The sequence below is a fragment of the Bifidobacterium sp. MSK.17.10 genome (assembly GCF_019129655.1).
In the GTDB taxonomy this organism is placed as follows: domain Bacteria; phylum Actinomycetota; class Actinomycetes; order Actinomycetales; family Bifidobacteriaceae; genus Bifidobacterium; species Bifidobacterium adolescentis.
The window spans coordinates 240,782-261,733 of the sequence record NZ_JAHOJD010000002.1; the positions used below are offsets into that span (position 1 = coordinate 240,782).

The 20,952-nt window shown below is 61.0% G+C and carries 14 protein-coding genes; 12 read left to right on the plus strand and 2 right to left on the minus strand.

Annotated elements, in window-relative coordinates; translation table 11 throughout:
* Positions 1-14: 14 nt before the first annotated feature.
* Both KSX58_RS02500 and KSX58_RS02505 read right to left on the minus strand, forming a co-directional pair.
* Entirely contained in the window at positions 15-2,861 is a 2,847-nt protein-coding gene (locus KSX58_RS02500; RefSeq protein ID WP_198051544.1) for an ABC transporter permease, read from the minus strand.
* Complete coding sequence (locus tag KSX58_RS02505) at positions 2,858-3,703, minus strand: ABC transporter ATP-binding protein (RefSeq protein WP_085380999.1); 846 nt, start codon at positions 3,701-3,703, stop codon at positions 2,858-2,860. Before KSX58_RS02505 ends, KSX58_RS02500 begins: the two co-directional genes overlap by 4 nt.
* Positions 3,704-3,869: 166 nt before the next feature.
* Between KSX58_RS02505 and KSX58_RS02510 the strand changes: the two genes are divergently transcribed.
* The 12 genes from KSX58_RS02510 to acnA all read left to right on the plus strand — a co-directional run bounded on the left by KSX58_RS02510 (position 3,870) and on the right by acnA (position 20,944).
* The gene (locus tag KSX58_RS02510) at positions 3,870-4,796 is read left to right on the plus strand and encodes a tyrosine recombinase XerC (RefSeq protein WP_035010681.1); all 927 of its coding nucleotides are present in this window, start codon (positions 3,870-3,872) and stop codon (positions 4,794-4,796) included.
* A gap of 302 nt (positions 4,797-5,098) precedes the next feature.
* Complete coding sequence (locus KSX58_RS02515; RefSeq protein WP_039776239.1) at positions 5,099-6,751, plus strand: ABC transporter substrate-binding protein; 1,653 nt, start codon at positions 5,099-5,101, stop codon at positions 6,749-6,751.
* Positions 6,752-7,078: 327 nt separating this feature from the next.
* Complete coding sequence (locus tag KSX58_RS02520; RefSeq protein ID WP_070122475.1) at positions 7,079-8,005, plus strand: ABC transporter permease; 927 nt, start codon at positions 7,079-7,081, stop codon at positions 8,003-8,005.
* Positions 8,006-8,025: 20 nt separating this feature from the next.
* Positions 8,026-8,994 carry an ABC transporter permease gene (locus KSX58_RS02525; RefSeq protein ID WP_003810669.1) on the plus strand — a complete coding sequence of 323 codons (969 nt, stop codon included), beginning with the start codon at positions 8,026-8,028 and terminating at the stop codon, positions 8,992-8,994.
* A gap of 21 nt (positions 8,995-9,015) precedes the next feature.
* A complete protein-coding gene (locus KSX58_RS02530; RefSeq protein WP_039775414.1) occupies positions 9,016-11,025 on the plus strand; it encodes an ABC transporter ATP-binding protein in 2,010 nt (669 codons plus the stop codon).
* Positions 11,026-11,098: 73 nt separating this feature from the next.
* Positions 11,099-11,959, plus strand: coding sequence for an exodeoxyribonuclease III (locus KSX58_RS02535; RefSeq protein ID WP_003810666.1), 861 nt, complete (start codon positions 11,099-11,101; stop codon positions 11,957-11,959).
* A 121-nt stretch (positions 11,960-12,080) separates the two neighbouring features.
* On the plus strand, positions 12,081-12,929 hold the full coding sequence (locus KSX58_RS02540) for a DUF3710 domain-containing protein (RefSeq protein WP_011743413.1): 849 nt from the start codon (positions 12,081-12,083) through the stop codon (positions 12,927-12,929).
* Between the two features lie 29 nt (positions 12,930-12,958).
* The gene (locus tag KSX58_RS02545) at positions 12,959-13,699 is read left to right on the plus strand and encodes a DUF3159 domain-containing protein (protein WP_085380415.1); all 741 of its coding nucleotides are present in this window, start codon (positions 12,959-12,961) and stop codon (positions 13,697-13,699) included.
* The gene (locus KSX58_RS02550) at positions 13,699-14,964 is read left to right on the plus strand and encodes a class I SAM-dependent RNA methyltransferase (RefSeq protein ID WP_085380414.1); all 1,266 of its coding nucleotides are present in this window, start codon (positions 13,699-13,701) and stop codon (positions 14,962-14,964) included. Before KSX58_RS02545 ends, KSX58_RS02550 begins: the two co-directional genes overlap by 1 nt.
* Positions 14,961-15,554: a sugar ABC transporter substrate-binding protein gene (locus tag KSX58_RS02555; RefSeq protein WP_039775405.1), complete on the plus strand. Its 594-nt coding sequence runs from the start codon at positions 14,961-14,963 to the stop codon at positions 15,552-15,554. Before KSX58_RS02550 ends, KSX58_RS02555 begins: the two co-directional genes overlap by 4 nt.
* A 137-nt stretch (positions 15,555-15,691) precedes the next feature.
* On the plus strand, positions 15,692-18,166 hold the full coding sequence (locus KSX58_RS02560) for an HAD-IC family P-type ATPase (RefSeq protein ID WP_217735876.1): 2,475 nt from the start codon (positions 15,692-15,694) through the stop codon (positions 18,164-18,166).
* Between the two features lie 78 nt (positions 18,167-18,244).
* Positions 18,245-20,944 (plus strand): aconitate hydratase AcnA, encoded by a 2,700-nt coding sequence (acnA, locus tag KSX58_RS02565; protein WP_039775401.1) that lies wholly within the window; start codon positions 18,245-18,247, stop codon positions 20,942-20,944.
* The last annotated feature ends 8 nt before the right edge of the window (positions 20,945-20,952 follow it).

Consider the following 20,952-nt stretch of genomic DNA (forward strand, 5'->3'; position numbering starts at 1 on the left):
CCGCTCCAACTGTCTCACTCGCTCGCCACGGCGTCAAGGACCGGCTGCTTCAACGCGCGGGAGGCGGGGGAGATGCTGGACACCAGACCGACCACAATCGACAGCAGCAGGAACACGAGCAGCTGCAACCACGGAATCGCCAGCGTCTCCAAACCTTCGGACGCGTAGACCGCACGAATCACCACTCCCGCGGCGACGCCGACGACCAAACCCAACACCGTGCCGAACACGGAGATGATCGCCGCTTCGATGCCAAGCATGCCACGCACCTGGCCACGTGACGTGCCGATGGCACGGAGCAGACCAATCTCCTTGGTGCGTTCCGACACGCTCAACGCCAGCGTGTTCACGATGCCGAAAATGGCGATGATGATGGACAAAGCCAGCAACGCGTACAGGACCATGAGCATCTGATCGATCATCGAACTCATCGTGGACTTGTACTCGTCACGATCGAACACGACGATTGTGTAGTATTTCTTGATTGTTTTCTTCAGGGCCTTCTTGACTTGGGCCGTGTCGGCGCCCCGCTTGTCCGTGACGAACGCCTGCATGACGAACATGGTCTGCTTGTTGCCGATCTGCTCGGCCAAATCGTCGTTGACGATCGCGAAATCGCGGTATACGGAATTCGACACGATCGCGCCGATGGTCAGCGTCTTTCCGGTGGTGACCTTCTTCGTCTTGACCAGCGTTTTCGGATCGACGTTCTTGGCGTCGTTCGTGTACTGTTCGATTTCCGAAGCCTTGGCCTGCGCTCCTGCCAAGTCGCCGGATGCGGCCAATTGCTGGGCCTGCGACTGCAATTCCTGCACATGCGCCTGCACCTTGGCCTGGTAATCGGCCTGCGCCTTGGCTGTGGCCTCCTTGTCTACCACGATGTTCTCGGCCGTGGCCTTGACCTTCTGACCCACATGCCATCCACGATCGTCGGCAATGGTCTTGCCGACGAGCAGCTTGCCATCCTTCAACGCGGCAGCGGCATCACCTTCGGTGGTTTCGGCGGCGAAGATCTTGGTGAACAGCTCCGGCTGTGTGGCGAACGTGAACCCGTTGATGGCTTTGCCGTCATATTTCACACCAAGCACCACACGGTTCGACACCACATGATTCACGCCATCGACCTTTTTGATGTCTTTGATGGCCTGGTCGGGAATCTGCCCGGCCGAAGCCGAAGATACGGCGAAATCGGCTTTGAGCCCGGTATCCACCAGCGAATTGACCGAAGCCTTCGCCGATGTGGCCACCACGCCCAGACAGCTGACAATCGCCACTCCCACGAACAGGGCGGCTGCGGTGTTGGACGTGCGACGTTTCGAACGAGAAATGTTACGTTGCGCGAGACGCCCAGTCACGGTGAAGACCTTCGATGGCAGCCAGCCGAGCACCGCGCCCGCGGTGGACACGTATGCCGGTCCCGCCACAATCACGCCGATCACGGCCAGCGCCGCGCCAATACCGAGCGGCCAGCCGACAGCGATACTGTTGAGCGCCTTCCACGGCGTCGGACCGCCGTCACCATCCGCGGCGGCCAAAGCGTAGGTGAAACCCCAGCTCAGGAAGCCCAACAGCACCATGACGGTGCCGAGGATGCCACGTGCGAGGACAGGCTTTTCCGGATTGACGGTTTCGTTCATCGCCTGAATCGGCGGGGCAAGCGCCGCATTTCGCGCCGGCAGGGCCGCACCGATCAACGTCACCACAATGCCGACCACAAGGCCGACGAGCATGTCGGAAACGGTCGGATTGGTGGCGCCGGTCAATGGCATACCCATATTCGCCAAACCGGATGCGATGAGTTTGACCATGCCCCAGCCGAGCCCGATGCCTGCGAGCGAACCTACCAGGCCCAGCAACAGAGCTTGCACGATCACCGTGGAGAACACTTGCAGGGGAGAAGCGCCGATGGAACGCAGCAGCGCATAGCCGCGCATCGACTCGCGCACGATCATGGAGAACGTGTTGGCGATGATGAACGAGCCGACAAACAATGCGATCACCGCGAAAATCAGAATAAGCGGTTGGATGAAGCCGAGCGCGTCCTGCGTGGATTTGGTTGATTCGTCACGGTATTCGTCACCGGTGATGGCATGCGCCTTCGCCGATCTCGGCAGCGCCTTGTTGATACGGTCCGCCAGCTGCTGCTGCGCGTTGTCGTCAAGCGGCATGGTCTTATTGCCGTAGACGCTGATCAACGCAGTCTTGTCCGGATCGTCCGATTGCTTGTTCGCCTGTTCCTTGGCCGTTACGGGATCGATGGCGATGATGATGGCGCCTGCCTGGCTGGCATCGGTGGTGAAGATGCCGCTGACGGTCACCTTATGAGCGCCGTCCGGATAGACGATTTTCGTCTTATCGCCGACCTTCAGACCCGACTGTTCGGCGGCGAAGGAATGAAGGGCGATCTCATCGCCGTTCTTCGGCCACGTGCCGGTCGTGAACTTGGCGGACCGCCACGGCGACGACTTGCCCATGCCTATGGCGAGCGTCGGAGACCCCATGGTGGTCACCGCATCGCCATGCTTGTCGAGCAGCACCACGCCGGACAGCATGTGCACGACGCGTGCCGAGGAAACACCGTCGACCTTGGCTATCGTACCCGCCAGATCGACGTCGACATCGTTGTAGCTTTTCGTCGATCCCATCGACATCGCCGACGAATCTTTTTTCTTCTCCTGCGAACCGCGCACGTACACGTCATGGTCCGCATTGGTGGACATCATCTGTGAAACCTGGTTGTTGAGCATTTCGCGGAAACAGAACGAGCCGACCACGAAACTCACGCCGAGCGCGATGGCCACGATCGACATGATGAAACGGCCGAAATGGCTGCGCGCGTCGCGCAATCCTATGCGAATCATGCCTGCGAGTCCTCCGTCACGGTCGGAACGGCGGTGGAGGCGGCGTACTTGGAAACATCGTCGATGTCGTCGTCGCCGGCGAACACCTCAAGAATCTCGTTGTACGTCGGATGCTGCATGTCGCGGGTGATGTTGCCGTCGGCGAGCACCAGCACACGGTCCGCGAAGGAGGCCGCACGCGGATCGTGGGTGACCATGACGATCGACTGGCCGTAGTCGCGTACCGAATCGCGCAGGAAGCCAAGCACTTCACGGCTGGAACGCGAGTCGAGGTTGCCGGTCGGCTCGTCGGCGAAGATCACGGACGGTCGTGCCATGATGGCGCGGGCGCAGGCCACGCGCTGCTGCTGGCCGCCGGACAGCTGGCTTGGACGGTGGGTAAGACGCTTTTCGAGACCGACCACCTTGACCACCTGGTTGAACCATTCGCGGTCGATCGGACGTTTCGCGATCTGCAACGGCAGCAGGATGTTCTCCTCGGCGGACAGCGTCGGCACCAGATTGAACGATTGGAAGATGAAGCCAATCTGCTCGCGGCGCAGGTCCGTCAACTGCTTCTGGTTCATGGAGGAGACCTCGAGTCCCTCCACGATCACCTTGCCGGACGAAGGGGTGTCGAGCCCGGCCATGCAATGCATGAGCGTGGACTTGCCGGAACCGGAAGGGCCCATGATGGCGGTCATTTCACCGCGCTTGAATTCCACATTCACATGATCCAACGCCATCACTTCGTTGTCTTTTGAGCCGTAGACCTTGGTCAGGTCGATGGCGCGGGCCACAATCCCATCATCGGGGTTTTCGGCTGTCGGATGCTGTACGTCATGAATGGAATGACGAGTCATAATACCGCCTGTTCGTAGGATGCCTAATCGTCATCAGTCTATCGGTATGGGGACATAATGGAATCGTGCCATCGCGTGAGATGACATTCGATCGCGCTGCGGAATGGCATTTATACGGTGTCTGCGTGGTGTCTGTTCATTTCAGACGAACCGGAAGGTGGTTTGCATGTGTTTCGATGATGCGTTGGACGGATTCGACGCCTATCTGAAAGCCAACCGAGGGTTGAGCGCAAACACCCGCAGGGCGTACCGCAGCGATGTCGAGGAATGCTTGGTGGCGTTGCGGAAACAGGGTTGCGTGGATCTGAATGAGGTGACCATCGAGGATTTGCGCCTGTGGATGGCCGAATCGTCCAAAAATCACGCACGCAGCAGCATGGCGCGCAAAACCGTCGCCGTGCGTGGATTCTTCGCATGGGCGTACGACCATGACATGGCGTCCGCCAACCCGGCGGCTTCGTTGCAGACGCCGAAAATCCCCGATACGCTGCCGGCGGTATTGAACGAAACGCAGGCGCAGCAGCTGATGGACCGCGTTGATGAGGACGGCATGGAGGCGCGATCGCAGGAACCGAATATGAAAAAACAGGCGATCGCGCTGCGTGACGCGGCCATGCTGGAACTGCTCTATGCCACCGGCATGCGTGTGGCGGAACTGGTCGGACTCGACGTGGCCGACGTGACATTCGGCAACCGCACGGTGAAAGTGACCGGCAAAGGCGACAAGCAGCGTGTCATGCCATTCGGTGCACCAGCCGACAAGGCCTTGCGTGATTGGCTGGAACATGGCCGTCCCGTACTATGCGGTGACATGTCGGACGACGCGTTCTTTTTGGGATCGCAGGGCGGGCGGATCGGTCAACGTATGGTGCGCAAGGTGGTGCACGACCGGGCACGGGAGGCCGGCGTGCCTGACATCAGTCCGCATGCGTTGCGCCACAGTGCGGCGACCCATATGCTCGACGGGGGAGCGGACCTGCGTGAGGTGCAGGAGATGCTGGGGCATTCCTCGCTGAAGACCACACAACGTTACACACACGTGTCCATCGAACAGTTGAAGGCACGATACGGGCAGGCGTTTCCACGGGCGTGACGCGGATTGGCAAAGTACGCTGACAGCGAACGGATATGTCCGCGTCCGTCCATACGCACGATGCGGATAAGTTGTTCCGGCGATAAGAGGGAAAAACGGATTGTTTTATCAGATGATGAGTTTTGATTTGGCTATTTTGCATGGGCCTCCCTCGGATATGGAGCGGTTGTCCCTCAATCGAGTGATAATGAACCCACCATCAGAACGAAGACGGACGTTGATGCCACGGTATTGACGCCCGCCTTCTTTTTGAACAGGGTCTTACGGCTCTGGAAATAATGGATAAGGAGAATATGAATTCCATGAAGAAGAAAGCTCTGGCTTTCGCTGCGGCCGCATGCGCATTCGGCATGCTGCTCAGCGGTTGCGGCTCTTCCAACGGTGACTCCACCGCTGACAAGGGTTCCAACGTCATCACCGCATACAATTCCGAACCGCAGAACCCGCTCATCCCAGGCGACTGCAACGAGACCGGCGGCGGCAAGCCGCTCGACCTGCTGTTCGCACGTCTGATTTCCTTCGACGCCAAGGGCAACGCCTCCAACGAAGTGGCGGAGTCCATCAAGTCCAACGATGACGCCACCCAGTACACCATCAAGCTCAAGGATGGTTGGAAGTTCACCGACGGCACCCCGGTGACCGCCGAATCCTTCACCAAGGCATGGAGCTACACGGCCAACGCCAAGAACGCACAGCTCGGCTCCTCCTTCTTCTCCACCATCAAGGGCTACGACAAGCTCCAGGATGGAGACAAGCTCAAGGGCGACGAACAGCTCGAGGGCCTGAAGGTCGTCAACGACCATGAATTCACCGTCGACCTGAACCGTTCCGACTCCGTGTTCGCCATCAAGGTCGGCTACACCGCATTCGCTCCGTTGCCGGAATCCTTCTTCAAGGATCCGAAGGCCTTCGGCGAGAAGCCGGTCGGCAACGGCCCGTACAAGTTCCAGTCCTGGGACCACGACAACCAGATCGTGCTGGTGAAGAACCCCGACTACAAGGGCAACCGCGTCGCCAAGAACGACGGCGTGACCTTCAAGGTCTACACCAAGGATGAGGCCGCCTACGCCGACATCCAGTCCGGTTCCCTCGACGTGATGGAGTCCGTCCCGGCCTCCGCCACCAAGACCTTCCAGAAGGACTCCACCGTACAGGCCTACAACAAGGCCGGCTCCGTCATCCAGCAGTTCACCATCCCGGCCAAGCTGAAGCACTTCGAAGCCGACACCGAGGAAGGCACCCTGCGTCGCCAGGCCGTCTCCATGGCCATCAACCGCGAGAACATCTGCAAGAAGGTGCTCAACGGCACCGGCACCCCGGCCGCCGACTTCACCTCCCCGCTGACCCCGGGCTACTCCGATTCCCTCAAGGGCTCCGGCAACCTGAAGTACAACGAGAAGAAGGCCAAGGAACTGTGGGCGAAGGCCAACGCCATCAGCCCGTGGACCTCCGATGACAAGTTCACCTTCGCCTACAACGCCGATGGTGGCCACGAAGTCATCTACACCGCCGTGGTCAACTCCATCAACAACGTGCTGGGCGCCGGCGTGGCCGCCACCAACCCGTACCCGACCTTCAACGATTTCCGCACCGCCGTGTCCGACCGCAAGGTGAACGGCGCGTTCCGTAGCGGCTGGCAGCCGGATTACCCGTCCGCCGAAAACTACCTGGTGCAGAACTTCGCCTCCGCCGCTGCCGATGGCAACGGCTCCAACGATGGCGACTACAAGAACCCGGAGTTCGATGCGCTGTGCGACAAGGCCGCTGCCTCCAAGTCCGTCGCAGACGCCAACAAGCTGTACCAGCAGGCACAGGAAGTGCTGCTCAACGACCTGCCGGCCGTTCCGCTGTACTACGCCAATGCCTATGGTGTGGCCTCGACCGGTGTCTCCGGCTTCGAGATGAACTGGCAGAACCTGCCGGTCTACGAGAACATGACCAAGTCCGGCAAGTGAGCCGTTCTCTGATTTTGATTTCGTAGGATCGACATGAAGGAAGGAACGGATTCGAATATCCGTTCCTTCCTTTCCGCGTAATAAACGGGGCTTCCATCGGAGGTCCATGACGGCTGGACATGCGACATCAACAGAAGATGTCCGCGCGTGGGGTATATTTTCAGCTGTCTTTCATGAAACTGCAATATAAAGCACTGTGGTGCAGTATCACTGATACGTAACGGGGCAAGCGCCGGCCGCCCCGGGCCTCATGTCCTATACGCGTGAGCGTAGGGGACGAAGCCGCAAACGGCTGGCGAACGAGTGAGTAATCAAAAGGAGAAACCAATGGGCAAGTATCTTCTGCGACGCATTCTGCAGATGATCCCTGTGGTTCTCGGCACGACGCTTCTGGTGTATGCCCTGGTGTTCGCGTTGCCGGGCGACCCGGTCAAGGCGATGTTCGGCGACAAGCCGGTCAACGAAGCGGTCGCGGCCCAGATCCGTGCCGAATACAATCTGGACAAGCCGTTCATCGTCCAGTATCTGCTGTTCCTGAAGAACGCGCTGACCCTCGACTTCGGCAAGACCTTCTCCGGACAGCTTGTCATCGACGTGATCGGCCGCGCCTTCCCTGTGACCATCAAGCTCGCCCTGATGGCCTTCGTGTTCGAAGCGGTTTTCGGCGTGATCTTCGGTGTGATCTCCGGCCTGAAGAAGGGCAAGTGGTGCGATACCGTCATCCTGATCTTCTCCCTGCTGCTCATCTCCGTGCCGACCTTCGTCACCGGCTTCCTCTGCCAGTACTTCCTCGGTGTGAAGTGGCATCTGCTGCCGGTCACCGCCGGAGCGAATCCAGGATTCCTTGATCTGCTGATGCCGGCCATGGTGCTTGGCTCGGTATCGATGGCGTACATCATCCGTCTGAGCCGTACGGAGATTTCGTCCAACATCGCCCTCGACTATGTGCGCACCGCGCGCGCCAAGGGCATGGGCAACAAATCCGTCATGCTGCGCCACGTGCTGCGCAACTCCATGATCCCCGTCGTCACCTATCTGGGCCAGGATCTTGGCGCACTGATGGGCGGCGCGATGATCTCCGAAACCATCTTCAACGTGCATGGCATCGGCTACCTGACCTATCAGAGCATCCTTAAGGGAGAAGGCAACCTGGTGGTGTCCATCGTGACGCTGCTCATGCTGATCTTCGTGGTTTGCAATCTGCTGGTCGACATGCTGTACGCCGCGCTTGATCCGCGAATCCGTTACGCGTGAGTCGAGGGAGGGAACAAGAAATGACCGAAATGAATGAGACCAATCCTTCCACCGTGCTTCCGGGACAGGAACGCTATGTGGCACCGCTCGATGAGACGCCCCTGAAGGCCGTCGACTCGATGGACGAATCCGCACCGGCTTCGAACATGTGGGCCGACGCATGGCGAACCCTGCGTAAGAACCCGCTGTTCATCATCTCCGGACTGCTGATCATCTTCATCGTGTTCGTGGCGCTGTTCCCGAGCGTGTTGACCAAGCAGAACCCGAACTACTGCACGCTCGACAATTCCCTTGAGCCGGCTTCCTCAGGCCATCCGTTCGGCTTCGACCTGCAAGGTTGCGACGTATACTCCCGTGTGGTCTACGGCACCCGCACCTCGCTGAGCGTCGGCGTGTTCGCCACACTGCTGGTGGTGCTGCTCGGAACGCTGATCGGCGCAATCGCCGGCTTCTTCGGAGGATGGGTCGACGCCGTGCTGAGCCGACTGACCGATATCTTCCTCGCGCTGCCGATTCTGCTTGGCGCCATCGTGGTGCTCCAGATGTTCAAGACGAGCAGCTCCATCTGGAAGATCATTCTGGTGATGACGCTGTTTGGCTGGACCTCCGTGGCACGAATCGCGCGAGGTGCTGTGATGGAAGCCAAGAACCTTGAATTCAACACGGCGTCCACCGCTCTGGGATCCACCCCGATCCGCAACCTGTTCCGCCACATCCTGCCGAATTCGCTGGCTCCGATCATCGTGGTCGGCACCACCTCGCTGGCCACCTACATCGTGCTCGAGGCCACACTGAGCTTCCTGGGCGTCGGCCTGCCCACCACCACGGTCAGCTGGGGCGGAGACATCTCCAACGCGCAGTCCATCCTGCGTACTGACCCGATGGTGCTGTTCTACCCGTCCGCCGCGCTGGCCATCACCGTGCTGGCATTCATCATGATGGGCGACGCCGTCAAGGACGCGCTCGATCCGAAGAGCCGTACGGCCTGAGTGTAAGTGAAGGGATATTCGATGACTGAAATGAATACCGAGAACAACCTCGAGGCCATGCAGCGCGCCCACGGGCCGCTGTTGGAGGTCAAGAACCTCCAGGTCGACTTCACCACCGATGAAGGCAAGGCCGTGCATGCCGTGCGCAACTCGTCCTTCAGCGTGTATCCCGGCCAGTGGGTGGCCATCGTCGGCGAATCCGGTTCCGGCAAATCCACTTCCGCCATGGCCGTGCTTGGCCTGCTTCCGGGAACCGGCCATGTGGTCGGCGGCTCCATCAAGCTTGATGGCCAGGAGATCTCCGGCTTCAAGCAGAAGGATTTCGACAAGCTCCGTGGTAGCAAGATGGGTCTTGTCCCGCAGGATCCGATGAGCAACCTGAACCCGGTGTGGCGCATCGGCACCCAGGTCAAGGAAGCGTTGGTGGCCAACAACATGGACATCGACCACGAAAAGCGTTCCGAATTCGCCAAGGCCCTGGCCGGTGACGAAGTGGAGCTCAAGGGCAATGACGATGAGACCTTCCTTGGTTCCAAGGAACTGCCTGATCTGATCGCCGCGGCCAAGGAGGCTCTTGTCAAGATCGGCAAGAGCGGTGACGAGCTTGACAAGATCATGGCCCGGTTCGCCGAGGAATGGGTTCCGGGATCCGAAACCCGCTGGCGTGTGGCCGATGGCCTGATCAAAGCCGGGGTGAAGGACGATGACGCATGGTACATCGCCAAGAAGTATGTGGTCGGCTCCACCATGGACGACCGCATCGCCGGTCTGCTGTCCGAGGCCGGTCTGCCTGACGCCGCCACCCGTGCCCGCCAGTTCCCGCACGAATTCTCCGGCGGCATGCGTCAGCGTGCGCTGATCGCCATCGGTCTGGCCTGCCGTCCGGAACTGCTCATCGCCGACGAGCCGACCTCCGCGCTTGACGTGACCGTGCAGAAGAAGATCCTCGACCATCTGCACATGCTGACCGATTCCCTGGGAACCGCGGTGCTGTTCATCACCCACGATCTCGGTCTGGCCGCGGAACGCGCCCAGCATATCGTGGTCATGTACAAGGGCCAGGTCGTGGAATCCGGTCCTTCACTGGAAGTGCTGCAGCATCCGCAGCATCCGTACACCAAGCGTCTGGTCGCAGCTGCGCCGTCCTTGGCATCGCAGCGCATCATCTCCGTCAAGGAACATGGCGGCGACGCCACCGCGGTCATGGAGCACGCGGTGAACGAGGATTCCCTGAAGAAGGGCGAAGCCATCATCACGGTGGATCACCTGACCAAGGAATTCAAACTGCCGCGCAAGAAGGAGATGTTCAAGGCGGTCGACGATGTGAGCTTCTCCATCAAGAAGGGCACCACATTGGCCATCGTCGGCGAATCCGGTTCCGGCAAATCCACCGTGGCCAACATGGTGCTGAAACTGCTTGAGCCGACCGCCGGCACCGTCACCTACGACGGCAAAGACATCTCCGGATTCAAGGGCAAGGAGTTGCTTGACTTCCGACGTCATGTGCAGCCGGTGTTCCAGAACCCGTACGGATCGCTCGACCCCATGTACTCCATCTACCGGTCCATCGAGGAGCCGCTGCGCATCCACGGCATCGGAGACAAGAAGAGCCGTGCCAAGCGTGTGCGCGAGCTCATCGACATGGTGGAACTGCCGGAATCGGTGATGAGCCGTTATCCGAACGAGCTTTCCGGCGGCCAAAGGCAGCGCATCGCCATCGCGCGCGCCATGGCCCTCGATCCGGATGTGATCGTCTGCGACGAGGCCGTCTCCGCATTGGACGTGCTGGTGCAGGACCAGGTGCTTCGCCTGCTCAACGACCTGCAGGCGGAAAAGGGACTGAGCTACCTGTTCATCACCCATGATCTGGCGGTGGTGCGTCAGATCGCCGATGAGGTCGTGGTGATGCAGCACGGCAAGCTGGTGGAGCATGCCACCACCGACGAGGTCTTCGACCATCCGAAGAAGCAGTACACCCGCGACCTGCTGGACGCCATCCCAGGCGGCAAGCTGCAGCTCGGACTCGACTGATCGCGTCAGCCATCTGGAAAACCTCCCTTCCCACAAGGGAGGTTTTCTTGTATTCCGGCTAGGCTAAGGCGCTATGACGATCACAATCACGACATCGAATGTGAATGGAATCCGCGCGGCGAAACGCAAAGGCATCGAGCAATGGGCCGCGAAGAACACGCCGGACGTGTGGTGCATGCAGGAAGTACGCGCCCCGCAAAACGAAATCGACCCCATCTTCGACGAATTCGGCTTCGAATACGCGACCGCCGGACGCATCGCCGACCAAAGCGGGCTTGATCGCATGAACGAGATCTGCCGTATCAAGGGACGCGCCGGCGTCGGTCTGCTCTCCGCGCTGCCCGTCATCGACAAACGCTACGGACTGCCGGGACTTGCCGAGGACGTCGATTCCGGCCGTTGGATCGAAGCGGATGTGAAGACCCCGCAAGGGTACACCGTCACTGTCGTATGCGTGTACGTGCACGCCGGCAACACCGACGATCCGGAGAAAATGAAGCAGAAATACCGTTTCCTCGACACCATGCTGGTACGTATGGGGCAACTGCGCGATGAAGCGGCGCACGGCGGCAAGCAGGCGGTATTGTGCGGCGATTTCAACATCGCGCACACGCCGCTCGACATCAAGAACGCGAAAGCCAACGAGAAGCACGCCGGCTTCCTGCCCGAGGAACGCGCCTACGTGGACAAATGGCTGGGGGAGTTGGAATTCGTGGATGTGATGCGTTCCCTGTGCGGAGACATCCAAGGACCGTACACCTGGTGGAGCCAGCGGGGCCGCGCCTTCGACAACAACGTCGGCTGGAGGATCGACTACCAGTTCGCCACACCCGAACTCGCCGAAACGGCCCGCGGATTCGTCATCGACAAAGCTCCGACCTACGACCTGCGATGGTCGGATCATGCGCCGCTGAGCATCACCTACGACGTGTGAGTTTTTGCGGCCGTCATCCGGCCAATGCCGGGCAACGGGAGACACACTCCGATTCCCAGCCCGTATTAAGCATGGGTGCTAGGCTAGTCACGGTTGCAACCGTAATGAAATGAGGAACATCATGGGACTGTTTGGATTCGGCAAGAAGAAGCGTCAGAGCGAGGAAGCCGCTGAAGCCGCCGCCGAAGAGAACGACAAGGCCGATGAGGCCATCTCCGAAACCGCTGAGGCGCCCGCCGGTGGAATTCAGGAAACCATCCTTCCGGAACCGTCCGATGAGTACGACGGCCGTGGCGATGAGCACGGTCCGTGGGACGTCGACGACGAGAACGTGCCCGACTATGACGAATACCTCGACATGGGCGCCTACTATCTGCCGTTCCTCCAAGGCATCGAACTGCGCGTGAAGGCCAACCGCGCCACCCAGCAGGTGCTCGGCACCACCATCACCTACGGATCCTCCAGCGTGGAGATCGAAGCCTTCGCCGCGCCGAAGACCATGGGACTGTGGGATGACGTGCGCGCCGACCTGGTTGAGGCCAACAAAGACGCCAAGGAGACCGACGGCGTGTTCGGCACCGAACTGACACTGCCGGTCGTGGTCAAGGGCGGACGCAAGGTCGTCACCCGCATCGTCGGTGTGGACGGACCGCGGTGGATGCTGCGCGGCATCTTCTCCGGCAAAGCCGCCACCGATCCGGACCACGCCGAAACCAAGGCGCTGAACCAGCTTTTCTCCAACATCGTCGTGGAACGCGGCGAGGACCCGCTGGCCCCGCGTGACCTCATCCCGATGCATCCGCCGGTCGCCCCGGCCGAACGCAAGGCCGCCAAGGAAGCCGCCGAAGCCGAACAGGCAGGCAGGACGATGGACATTCCAGGCCAGCCGAAGGGACCGTTTGACTCCGACCAGCAGGTCGAGGTCAAGACCACGTTGTCGCGTGGACCGATGTTCTCCGAAGTGCGCTGAGCGAACGACGACCACGAAAACACAAACGCATGGCTGAAACCGAAACCAAGAAAAGAACCGGCCTCGGCGCGCTCGCCGACGCCGGCGATGCCGACGATTTCTCCGTCATCGACGCGATCGGCGGTCCGCGCGGCGTCGTCGAATCGATGCTGCCGGGCGTGGTGTTCGTGGTGATGTTCGTCATCACCTCCGACCTGCATCTGACCATCGGCGTATCCGCATCCCTCGCCGTACTGCAGGTGATCGTCCGCCTATGCCAACGCCAATCCGTCATGGGCGCCGTCTCCGGCCTTCTGGCAGTCGGCATCTGCCTGATCTGGGCATGGAACAGCCACGAGGCGCGCAACTACTACATGTTCGGATTCCTGACCAACGCCTTCTACATCGTGCTGCTCGCCATTTCGTTGATGGTACGTGTACCGGGACTTGGCTTGGTGATCGAATTCATCCGGACACTGCCAACCGAGCATCTGCGCGCATGGCTTGCCGATTGGCGTGGCGACAAGGCATTGAACCGCGCGTACACCATCATCACCGCGTTGTGGATCGGTGTGTTCTCCCTACGACTGGTGGTGCAGGTGCCGTTGTACCTGTCCAACCAGGTCGGCTGGCTCGGCACTGCACGTCTGCTCATGGGCATTCCGTTCTGGGCGTTGGCCATCTGGGTGTCGTACCTCATCGTGGCCACCCCTATGCATCGGCATAAGACGTTGGCCGAACCAAACGCCGACGCGATGGACGACAACAACGAAACGGAGGAACAGCACTGATGGAATCGACCATCCGCATCGAACGATATGCCGACCAAGGCCGTTGCGTCGGCCACATCGACGGACGCGTCGTGTTCGTGCGATTCGCGTTGCCGGGCGAGCTGGTACGCGTCGTGTTGGACGAGCCACATGATCGCGAGGACCGTTTTTGGACTGGCGAAGTGACGGAAGTGCTGGAAGCCAGCGAGGACCGCGTCGAACCCGTATGGCCGTTGGCGGGTCCGCTTGCCATGGGCGGCGGCGTCGGCGGTGCCGATTTGGTGCACGTCTCACTGCCCGGACAGCTTAAATGGAAATCCATGTCCATCGTCGAACAGATGAGACGTCTCGGCCATGTCGACGTTGACGTGCCGATCGAGCGCATGCCCGAGGATGAGGCGGAGCAGGGGCTGCACTGGCGTACCCGCATCGAGATGATTGCGGACGAGAACGGCCGACCGTCCATGCGCAGACGCGGCACCCACGTGCGTGTGCCGATCGACACCATGCCGTTGGCCAGTCGCGCGTTGCTTAACGTGGCCGAGAAGGAACACGTGTGGGATGGGGGATTCACTCCCGGATCGCAGATTCGTCTGTCTGTTCCCGAGCCTCGCGGCAATGCCAAAATCGCCGACAACTACGCCGTGCTCGTCGATGGCGAGGTGACGGCGGGCAATCGCGAGCTTACCGAAAAGGTGACGGTGTGCGGACGTGAATTCGAATACGGTGTGGACGCCGGCGGATTCTGGCAGATGCACCGTCACGCGCCGATCGCGTTGACCGGCCATGTGATGTCCTTGGTGCATGGCGAGCTTGACGGCGCCGCTTCCGCATGCCTGTGGGATTTGTATTCCGGTTCCGGCCTGTTCACGCTGCCGTTGGCCACGTTAAGCGCCGGCCGCACGCGCATGCTGAGCGTGGAAGGTGGCAAGACCGCTGTCAAACACGCGCAACGCAATCTGAGGGCCATCCATTTGGGCAATGTCGACGCCCGTGTGGGCGATGTGGCCAAGACGCTTGCCAACGTACGCAACGATTTGGCCAAACCCGATATCGTGGTGCTTGATCCGCCGCGTGCCGGCGCACGTGCGAAGGTATGCAGGCAGATCGCCGAATCCGGCGCGCGAAGCGTCGTATACATCGCCTGTGACCCGGCATCGCTGGCACGCGACACCGCCACATTGGCCTCGCTCGGATACGATCTTGCCGATATTCGCGCATTCGACATCTATCCGACCACCCACCATGTCGAAACGGTGGCGCTATTCAGGAAAGCCACACGATGACCGGTTTCGCGCGGCGTGCCGCAGCCGGTCTCCTTGCAGCCGTCTTCGGCATCTCCATGCTGGCCGGCTGCACGCCGAACAATGCCGCGGTGGGAGATACGCAGTCCGCAGGCGATGCGGTCGCCCACAGCATGAAGGACCGCAACAGTCTCGACGTGGCCATGATCGGCTCCCAAGACGAACAGACCGATCGCCTGGCGTTGGATGCCATGGAGGCGGGCGGGCTCAGGCCGGTGTATCTGCCGGTCGCCGGCACGGTCGACATGCAGGACACCGCCCGGCAAGCGGTCGAGGATATGGCGCAACGCATGGTCAGCATCATCGTCATTTCGGGAATCGACGTGTCCGGCGTGAACCATGACGGCTGGTACGACACGCTGACAACCGCAAGACAGGCGGGCATTCCAGTGGCACTGCTTAACCCGATCGCCACGCCGACCGACAGCACGCTGTTCGCGGCGACGCTCACAATCAACGACCGCATGACGGATGCGACGCCGCTCGCCGACGCGGTCGCCGGCATAGCCAACAACGACCCGCACGACAGAACAATCCTCGTCACCACCATCAGCCACGGCGGCAAACAGTGAACCGCTCCACGCATTCGGGTGAGTTCGAATCGGTTCGGATGCGTGGCGCTGAACGCACCCTGAGAAAACCCTGAATTTTGCCGGAGCTTTACGGGAAAAGCCTGCGGGCGCGCATCGCCAAGCGGTATGCTGGCAGCATGAGCGAAAGTCAAACCATGCCTGAAACCAGTGAAAAGGGGCTCACCGCAGCGGAAGTCGCCGCCCTTACGGAAAGCGGGCAGGTCAACGCCGTCAAATCGTCCACGTCACGTTCGTTCGCCGACATCGTGCGAGCCAACGTGTTCACCCTGTTCAACGGCATCATCTTCGCCGCCATGGTCATGGTATTGGTCACGGGATCATGGAGAGACGCCGTGTTCGGCCTCGTCATCCTCATCAACACCGGCATCGGCATCATCACCGAACTGAAAGCCAAACGAACGCTCGACAAGCTTTCCATCCTCGTAGCCTCCGACTATCTCGTACGACGCGACGGCAAGGACGTCGAAGTGCCGCACAACGAAATCGTGCTCGGCGACCTCATGTGGATCCGCTCCGGCGAACAGGTTCCCGCCGACGCGCAGATCGTGCGCACCTGGGGCCTGGAACTCGACGAATCCATGCTCACTGGCGAATCGCGCACCGTGCGCAAGAACGAAGGCGACGACATCTATTCCGGATCCACCGCGGTCTCCGGCATGGCCTTGGTCAAGGTCAACGCGGTCGGCGCGCACAGCTATGCCGCCACCTTGACCGCGCAGGCGAAGGTCTACAAAAAGACCGTGTCCGACCTCAACAAGGGCATCAACACCATCCTCAAATTCATGACCTTCCTCGTCGTGCCGTTGTGCGTGCTGCTCATCTGGTCGCAGGTGCACGCGGTCGGCGGTTGGGACGTAGCCGTCTCCACCGGCCAATGGCGTTCCTCCGTGGTGTCCGCCGTGGCTGGCGTGGTCGGCATGATCCCCGAAGGCCTCGTACTGCTCACCTCGCTCAACTTCGCGCTCGCCGCCATCCGTTTGGCACGCAAGAACACGCTCGTGCAGGAGCTCGAATCCGTGGAGACCCTCGCACGCGTGGACTGCCTGAACCTCGACAAAACCGGCACCGTCACCGACGGCGGCATCATGCTCAACGAAATACGCATGCTGGATGGCGTTGGCGCCAATACCGTTGACGAACATGCCGTGAAACAAGCGCTGTACGACCTGTCGAACGAAGGACAGCCGAACGGCACCGGATTGGCGATTCTCAACGGACTGGGCAAGCAGGGTTTCTCCGCCGGTCCCGTCGCGGCGCGCGTTCCGTTCTCGTCGGCACGCAAATGGAGCTCGATTGCCGATGACGGCGCGGTATGGACGATGGGCGCGCCGGAAGTCGTGCTGTCCCACTTGGATGGCGATTACGCCGACGTTCTTCGACTGGTCAACGATTCCGCACACGACGGCAACCGCGTGCTGCTGATCGCACGGCATGACGGCAAGGCGCCCGCCGATTACGAAAGCGATCCCGCCATCGATCCCGCATCGCGGCCCGTCGCGCTGGTATTATGCTCCGAGCACATTCGCGACGACGCCGAAGCCACACTCGCCTGGTTCCGCGAGCAGGGCGTGCGCTGCCGCATCATCTCCGGCGACAATCCCGTCACCGTCGGTGCGATCGCAAGAAAAGTACGGCTCACCGGAGACGCGGAGCCACGCTTCATGGACGCGCGCGAACTGCCCACCGACATCACGGAACTGGCGAAAGTACTGGAGAACGTGGACGTGCTCGGCCGTGTCCTGCCCGACCAGAAGAAGGCGATCGTCCAGGCGCTGCACCTAGGCGATCATGTCGTGGCGATGACCGGCGACGGCGTGAACGACGCGCTCGCCATCAAGGAGGCCGACCTGGGCATCGCGATGGGCAACGCGGCACCCGCCACCAAGGCCGTGGCGCAGGTGGTGCTCGTCGATTCGAAATTCTCGCATCTGCCCGATGTGGTGGCACGTGGACGCCAGGTCATGGCCAACATGGAACGCGTGGCCAGCCTGTTCCTCGTCAAAACCGTATATTCCGCGCTGATCTCGCTCGGCGTGGTGCTGACGCAGATCCCATTCCCATACCTGCCCCGCCATATCACCTACATCGGCGCACTCACCATCGGCATGCCGGCGTTCATCCTCGCGCTTGCGCCGAACACGCGCCGCTACATTCCGGGCTTCCTCAGGCGCGTGGTGCACTTCGCATTGCCGGGAGGCATCGCCACGGCTCTGTCGATTCTCGCCGATTCGTGGCTGTTGCCGAAGTTCATGGGCTGGGACGCACAGCATTCCGCCGCGCAGCTGGGCATGCTTCGTGGCGTCAACGCGATTATCCTGCTGATGATGGGCATCTTCGTACTGGCGCGCGTGGCCCGTCCACTCAACTCGTGGAGAGGCGGTCTGGTATTGGCGTTCGCCGTGGCGGGCGTGGCCGGCATGTTCATTCCGCCCGTCGCGCGTTTCTTCGCGCTCGTGATACCGTCCGGCGAAATGCTCGCGGCGACGGGCATCGCGCTTGTGGTGTCCGCCATCATTTTCGTGCTGTGCCTGTGGTGCGTGCCGAAAATGGTCGCCATTTTCTCACGTTTCAAGAAGACACGCCAGTGCTGAAGTAACGAGGCTGTATCGTTGGCAACGGATAATCGGCTGCTGGAAAGTTTCAACCAGCCACAAAAGCTCGGAGGTAGCATGTCTGTGCGCGACGACCAGCTCGACACCCTGAAGGTGGGCGGCAAGGATTACGACTTTTACCGTATCGCGGATTTGCCGGGCATCGATCATCTCCCGTATTCGTTGAAGGTTCTTGTTGAGAACCTGGTGCGCAACATCGATGGCGCCAACATCACGGATGATCATGTCAAGGCCCTGTTGGATTGGGATCCGGCCGCACAGCCGAGCCACGAGATCCAGTTCACCCCGTCCCGCGTGGTCATGCAGGACTTCACCGGCGTGCCGTGCATCGTCGACCTCGCCACCATGCGTGACGCCGTCAAGGAGCTTGGCGGAGATCCGGAAGTCATCAACCCGCAGGTCCAGTCCGACATGGTCATCGACCATTCCGTGCAGATCGACAAGTACGGCGTGGCCGACGCGGTCGAACAGAACATGGACATCGAATACCAGCGCAACGGCGAACGCTACCAGTTCCTGCGTTGGGGCCAGCAGGCCTTCCGCAACTTCCGCGTGGTGCCGCCGGGAACCGGCATCATCCACCAAGTCAACATCGAATACCTCGCCAAAGTCGTCATGACCAAGGCAGGGGAGCGCGGTCGCGACCTCGCCTACCTCGACTCCTGCGTGGGCACCGACTCGCACACCACCACCGTCAACGGTCTGGGCGTGCTCGGCTGGGGCGTCGGCGGCATCGAAGCCGAAGCCGCCATGCTCGGCCAGCCGATCTCCATGCTCGTGCCGCGCGTCGTCGGCTTCAAGCTCACCGGTTCCATTCCGGAAGGCGTCACCGCCACCGACGTGGTCCTCACCATCACCGACATGCTCCGCCAGCACGGTGTGGTCGGCAAATTCGTGGAATTCTACGGCGAAGGCATCGCTTCCGTGCCGCTGGCCAACCGCGCCACCATCGGCAACATGGGACCGGAATTCGGCTCCACCTGTGGCATCTTCCCGATCGACAACGTCACCCTCGACTACCTGCGTCTGACCGGCCGTTCCGAAGAGCAGATCGCTCTCGTCGAAGCCTACGCGAAAGCCAACAAGCTCTGGGGCGACGCCACCGATCCGGACTACGTAGAACCGCAGTACTCCGAATACCTGGAACTCGACCTCGGCACCGTCGTGCCGTCCATCGCAGGCCCGAAGCGTCCTCAGGACCGCATCAGGCTGTCCGAATCGAAAGAGAAGTTCGAAGCCACGCTACCGGCATACGAAACCGACAAAACCGTGCAGAAGCCGATCGCGGTATCCACTGACTTCCGCGGCGACTTCGATATCAAGAACGGCGACGTGGCGATCGCGTCCATCACGTCGTGCACCAACACCTCCAACCCGTCCGTCATGATCGCCGCCGGCCTGATCGCCCGCAACGCGCATGCCAAGGGACTGAAGCCCAAGCCGTGGGTCAAGACGTCACTTGCTCCGGGCTCCCAGGTCGTCGCCGACTATCTGAAGGCCGCCGGTCTGCAGGATGATCTCGACGCGCTCGGCTACCAGCTGGTCGGCTTCGGCTGCGCCACCTGCATCGGCAACTCCGGTCCGCTGCTGCCGGAAATCTCCGAGGCCATCAACGCCAACGACCTGACCGTCACCTCCGTGCTGTCCGGCAACCGTAACTTCGAAGGCCGCATCAGCCCGGACGTCAAGATGAACTACCTCGCGTCCCCGCCGCTTGTCATCGCCTACGCGCTCGCCGGCACTATGGATTTCGATTTCGAAACCCAGCCGCTCGGCAAGGACCAGGACGGCAACGACGTGTACCTGAAGGACATCTGGCCTACCAATGAGGAAGTCGCCGCAGTGGTGGATGGCACCGTCAGCCGCGAGATGTTCCTCAAGGATTACGCCTCCGTGTTCGAAGGCGACCGCCGTTGGAAGGGCCTTGACGTGCCGGAAGGCGAACTGTTCGCATGGGATGAGAACTCCACCTACGTGCGCAAGCAGACCTTCTTCGACGGCATGAAGGCCACCCCGGATCCGGTCAAGGACATCCACGGCGCCCGCGTGCTCGCACTGCTCGGCGACTCCGTGACCACCGACCACATCTCCCCGGCAGGCGCGTTCAAGGCCTCCAGCCCGGCAGGCAAATACCTGACCGACCGTGGCGTCGAACCGAAGAACTTCAACTCCTACGGTTCCCGTCGAGGCAACCATGAGGTCATGGTCCGCGGCACGTTTGGCAACATCCGCCTGCGCAACCAGTTGCTCGCCTCCGTCGGCGAGGAAATCACCCCTGGTGGCTACACCTACGACTTCCTCGACAAGAAGCCGACCACGATCTTCGAAGCGTCTCGCGACTATATCGACCATGATGTGCCGCTCGTCGTGCTCGCAGGCAAGGAATACGGTACCGGCTCCTCCCGTGACTGGGCCGCCAAGGGCACCGTCATGTTGGGTGTCAAAGCCGTCATCACCGAAAGCTTCGAACGCATCCACCGTTCCAACCTCATCGGCATGGGCGTGCTGCCATTGCAGTTCCCCGAAGGCGAATCGTATGAGAGCCTCGGCCTGAACGGCACCGAAACCTACGACATCTCCGGTGTCGAGGAACTCAACAAGGGCGTCACCCCGAAGACGGTCCACGTCACCGCCACCCACGCGGACGGTTCCACGACCGAATTCGATGCCGTCGTTCGCATCGATACGCCAGGCGAAGCGGACTACTACCGCAACGGAGGTATTCTCCAGTACGTCCTGCGCAACCTGATGCGCTAGGCGTCGGA

Coding starts and splice junctions, on each gene's coding strand:
- KSX58_RS02500 (WP_198051544.1), bottom strand. CDS start 2,861: ATGATTCGCATAGGATTGCGCGACGCGCGCAGCCATTTCGGCCGTTTC.
- KSX58_RS02505 (WP_085380999.1), bottom strand. CDS start 3,703: ATGACTCGTCATTCCATTCATGACGTACAGCATCCGACAGCCGAAAAC.
- KSX58_RS02510 (WP_035010681.1), top strand. CDS start 3,870: ATGTGTTTCGATGATGCGTTGGACGGATTCGACGCCTATCTGAAAGCC.
- KSX58_RS02515 (WP_039776239.1), top strand. CDS start 5,099: ATGAAGAAGAAAGCTCTGGCTTTCGCTGCGGCCGCATGCGCATTCGGC.
- KSX58_RS02520 (WP_070122475.1), top strand. CDS start 7,079: ATGGGCAAGTATCTTCTGCGACGCATTCTGCAGATGATCCCTGTGGTT.
- KSX58_RS02525 (WP_003810669.1), top strand. CDS start 8,026: ATGACCGAAATGAATGAGACCAATCCTTCCACCGTGCTTCCGGGACAG.
- KSX58_RS02530 (WP_039775414.1), top strand. CDS start 9,016: ATGACTGAAATGAATACCGAGAACAACCTCGAGGCCATGCAGCGCGCC.
- KSX58_RS02535 (WP_003810666.1), top strand. CDS start 11,099: ATGACGATCACAATCACGACATCGAATGTGAATGGAATCCGCGCGGCG.
- KSX58_RS02540 (WP_011743413.1), top strand. CDS start 12,081: ATGGGACTGTTTGGATTCGGCAAGAAGAAGCGTCAGAGCGAGGAAGCC.
- KSX58_RS02545 (WP_085380415.1), top strand. CDS start 12,959: ATGGCTGAAACCGAAACCAAGAAAAGAACCGGCCTCGGCGCGCTCGCC.
- KSX58_RS02550 (WP_085380414.1), top strand. CDS start 13,699: ATGGAATCGACCATCCGCATCGAACGATATGCCGACCAAGGCCGTTGC.
- KSX58_RS02555 (WP_039775405.1), top strand. CDS start 14,961: ATGACCGGTTTCGCGCGGCGTGCCGCAGCCGGTCTCCTTGCAGCCGTC.
- KSX58_RS02560 (WP_217735876.1), top strand. CDS start 15,692: ATGAGCGAAAGTCAAACCATGCCTGAAACCAGTGAAAAGGGGCTCACC.
- acnA (WP_039775401.1), top strand. CDS start 18,245: ATGTCTGTGCGCGACGACCAGCTCGACACCCTGAAGGTGGGCGGCAAG.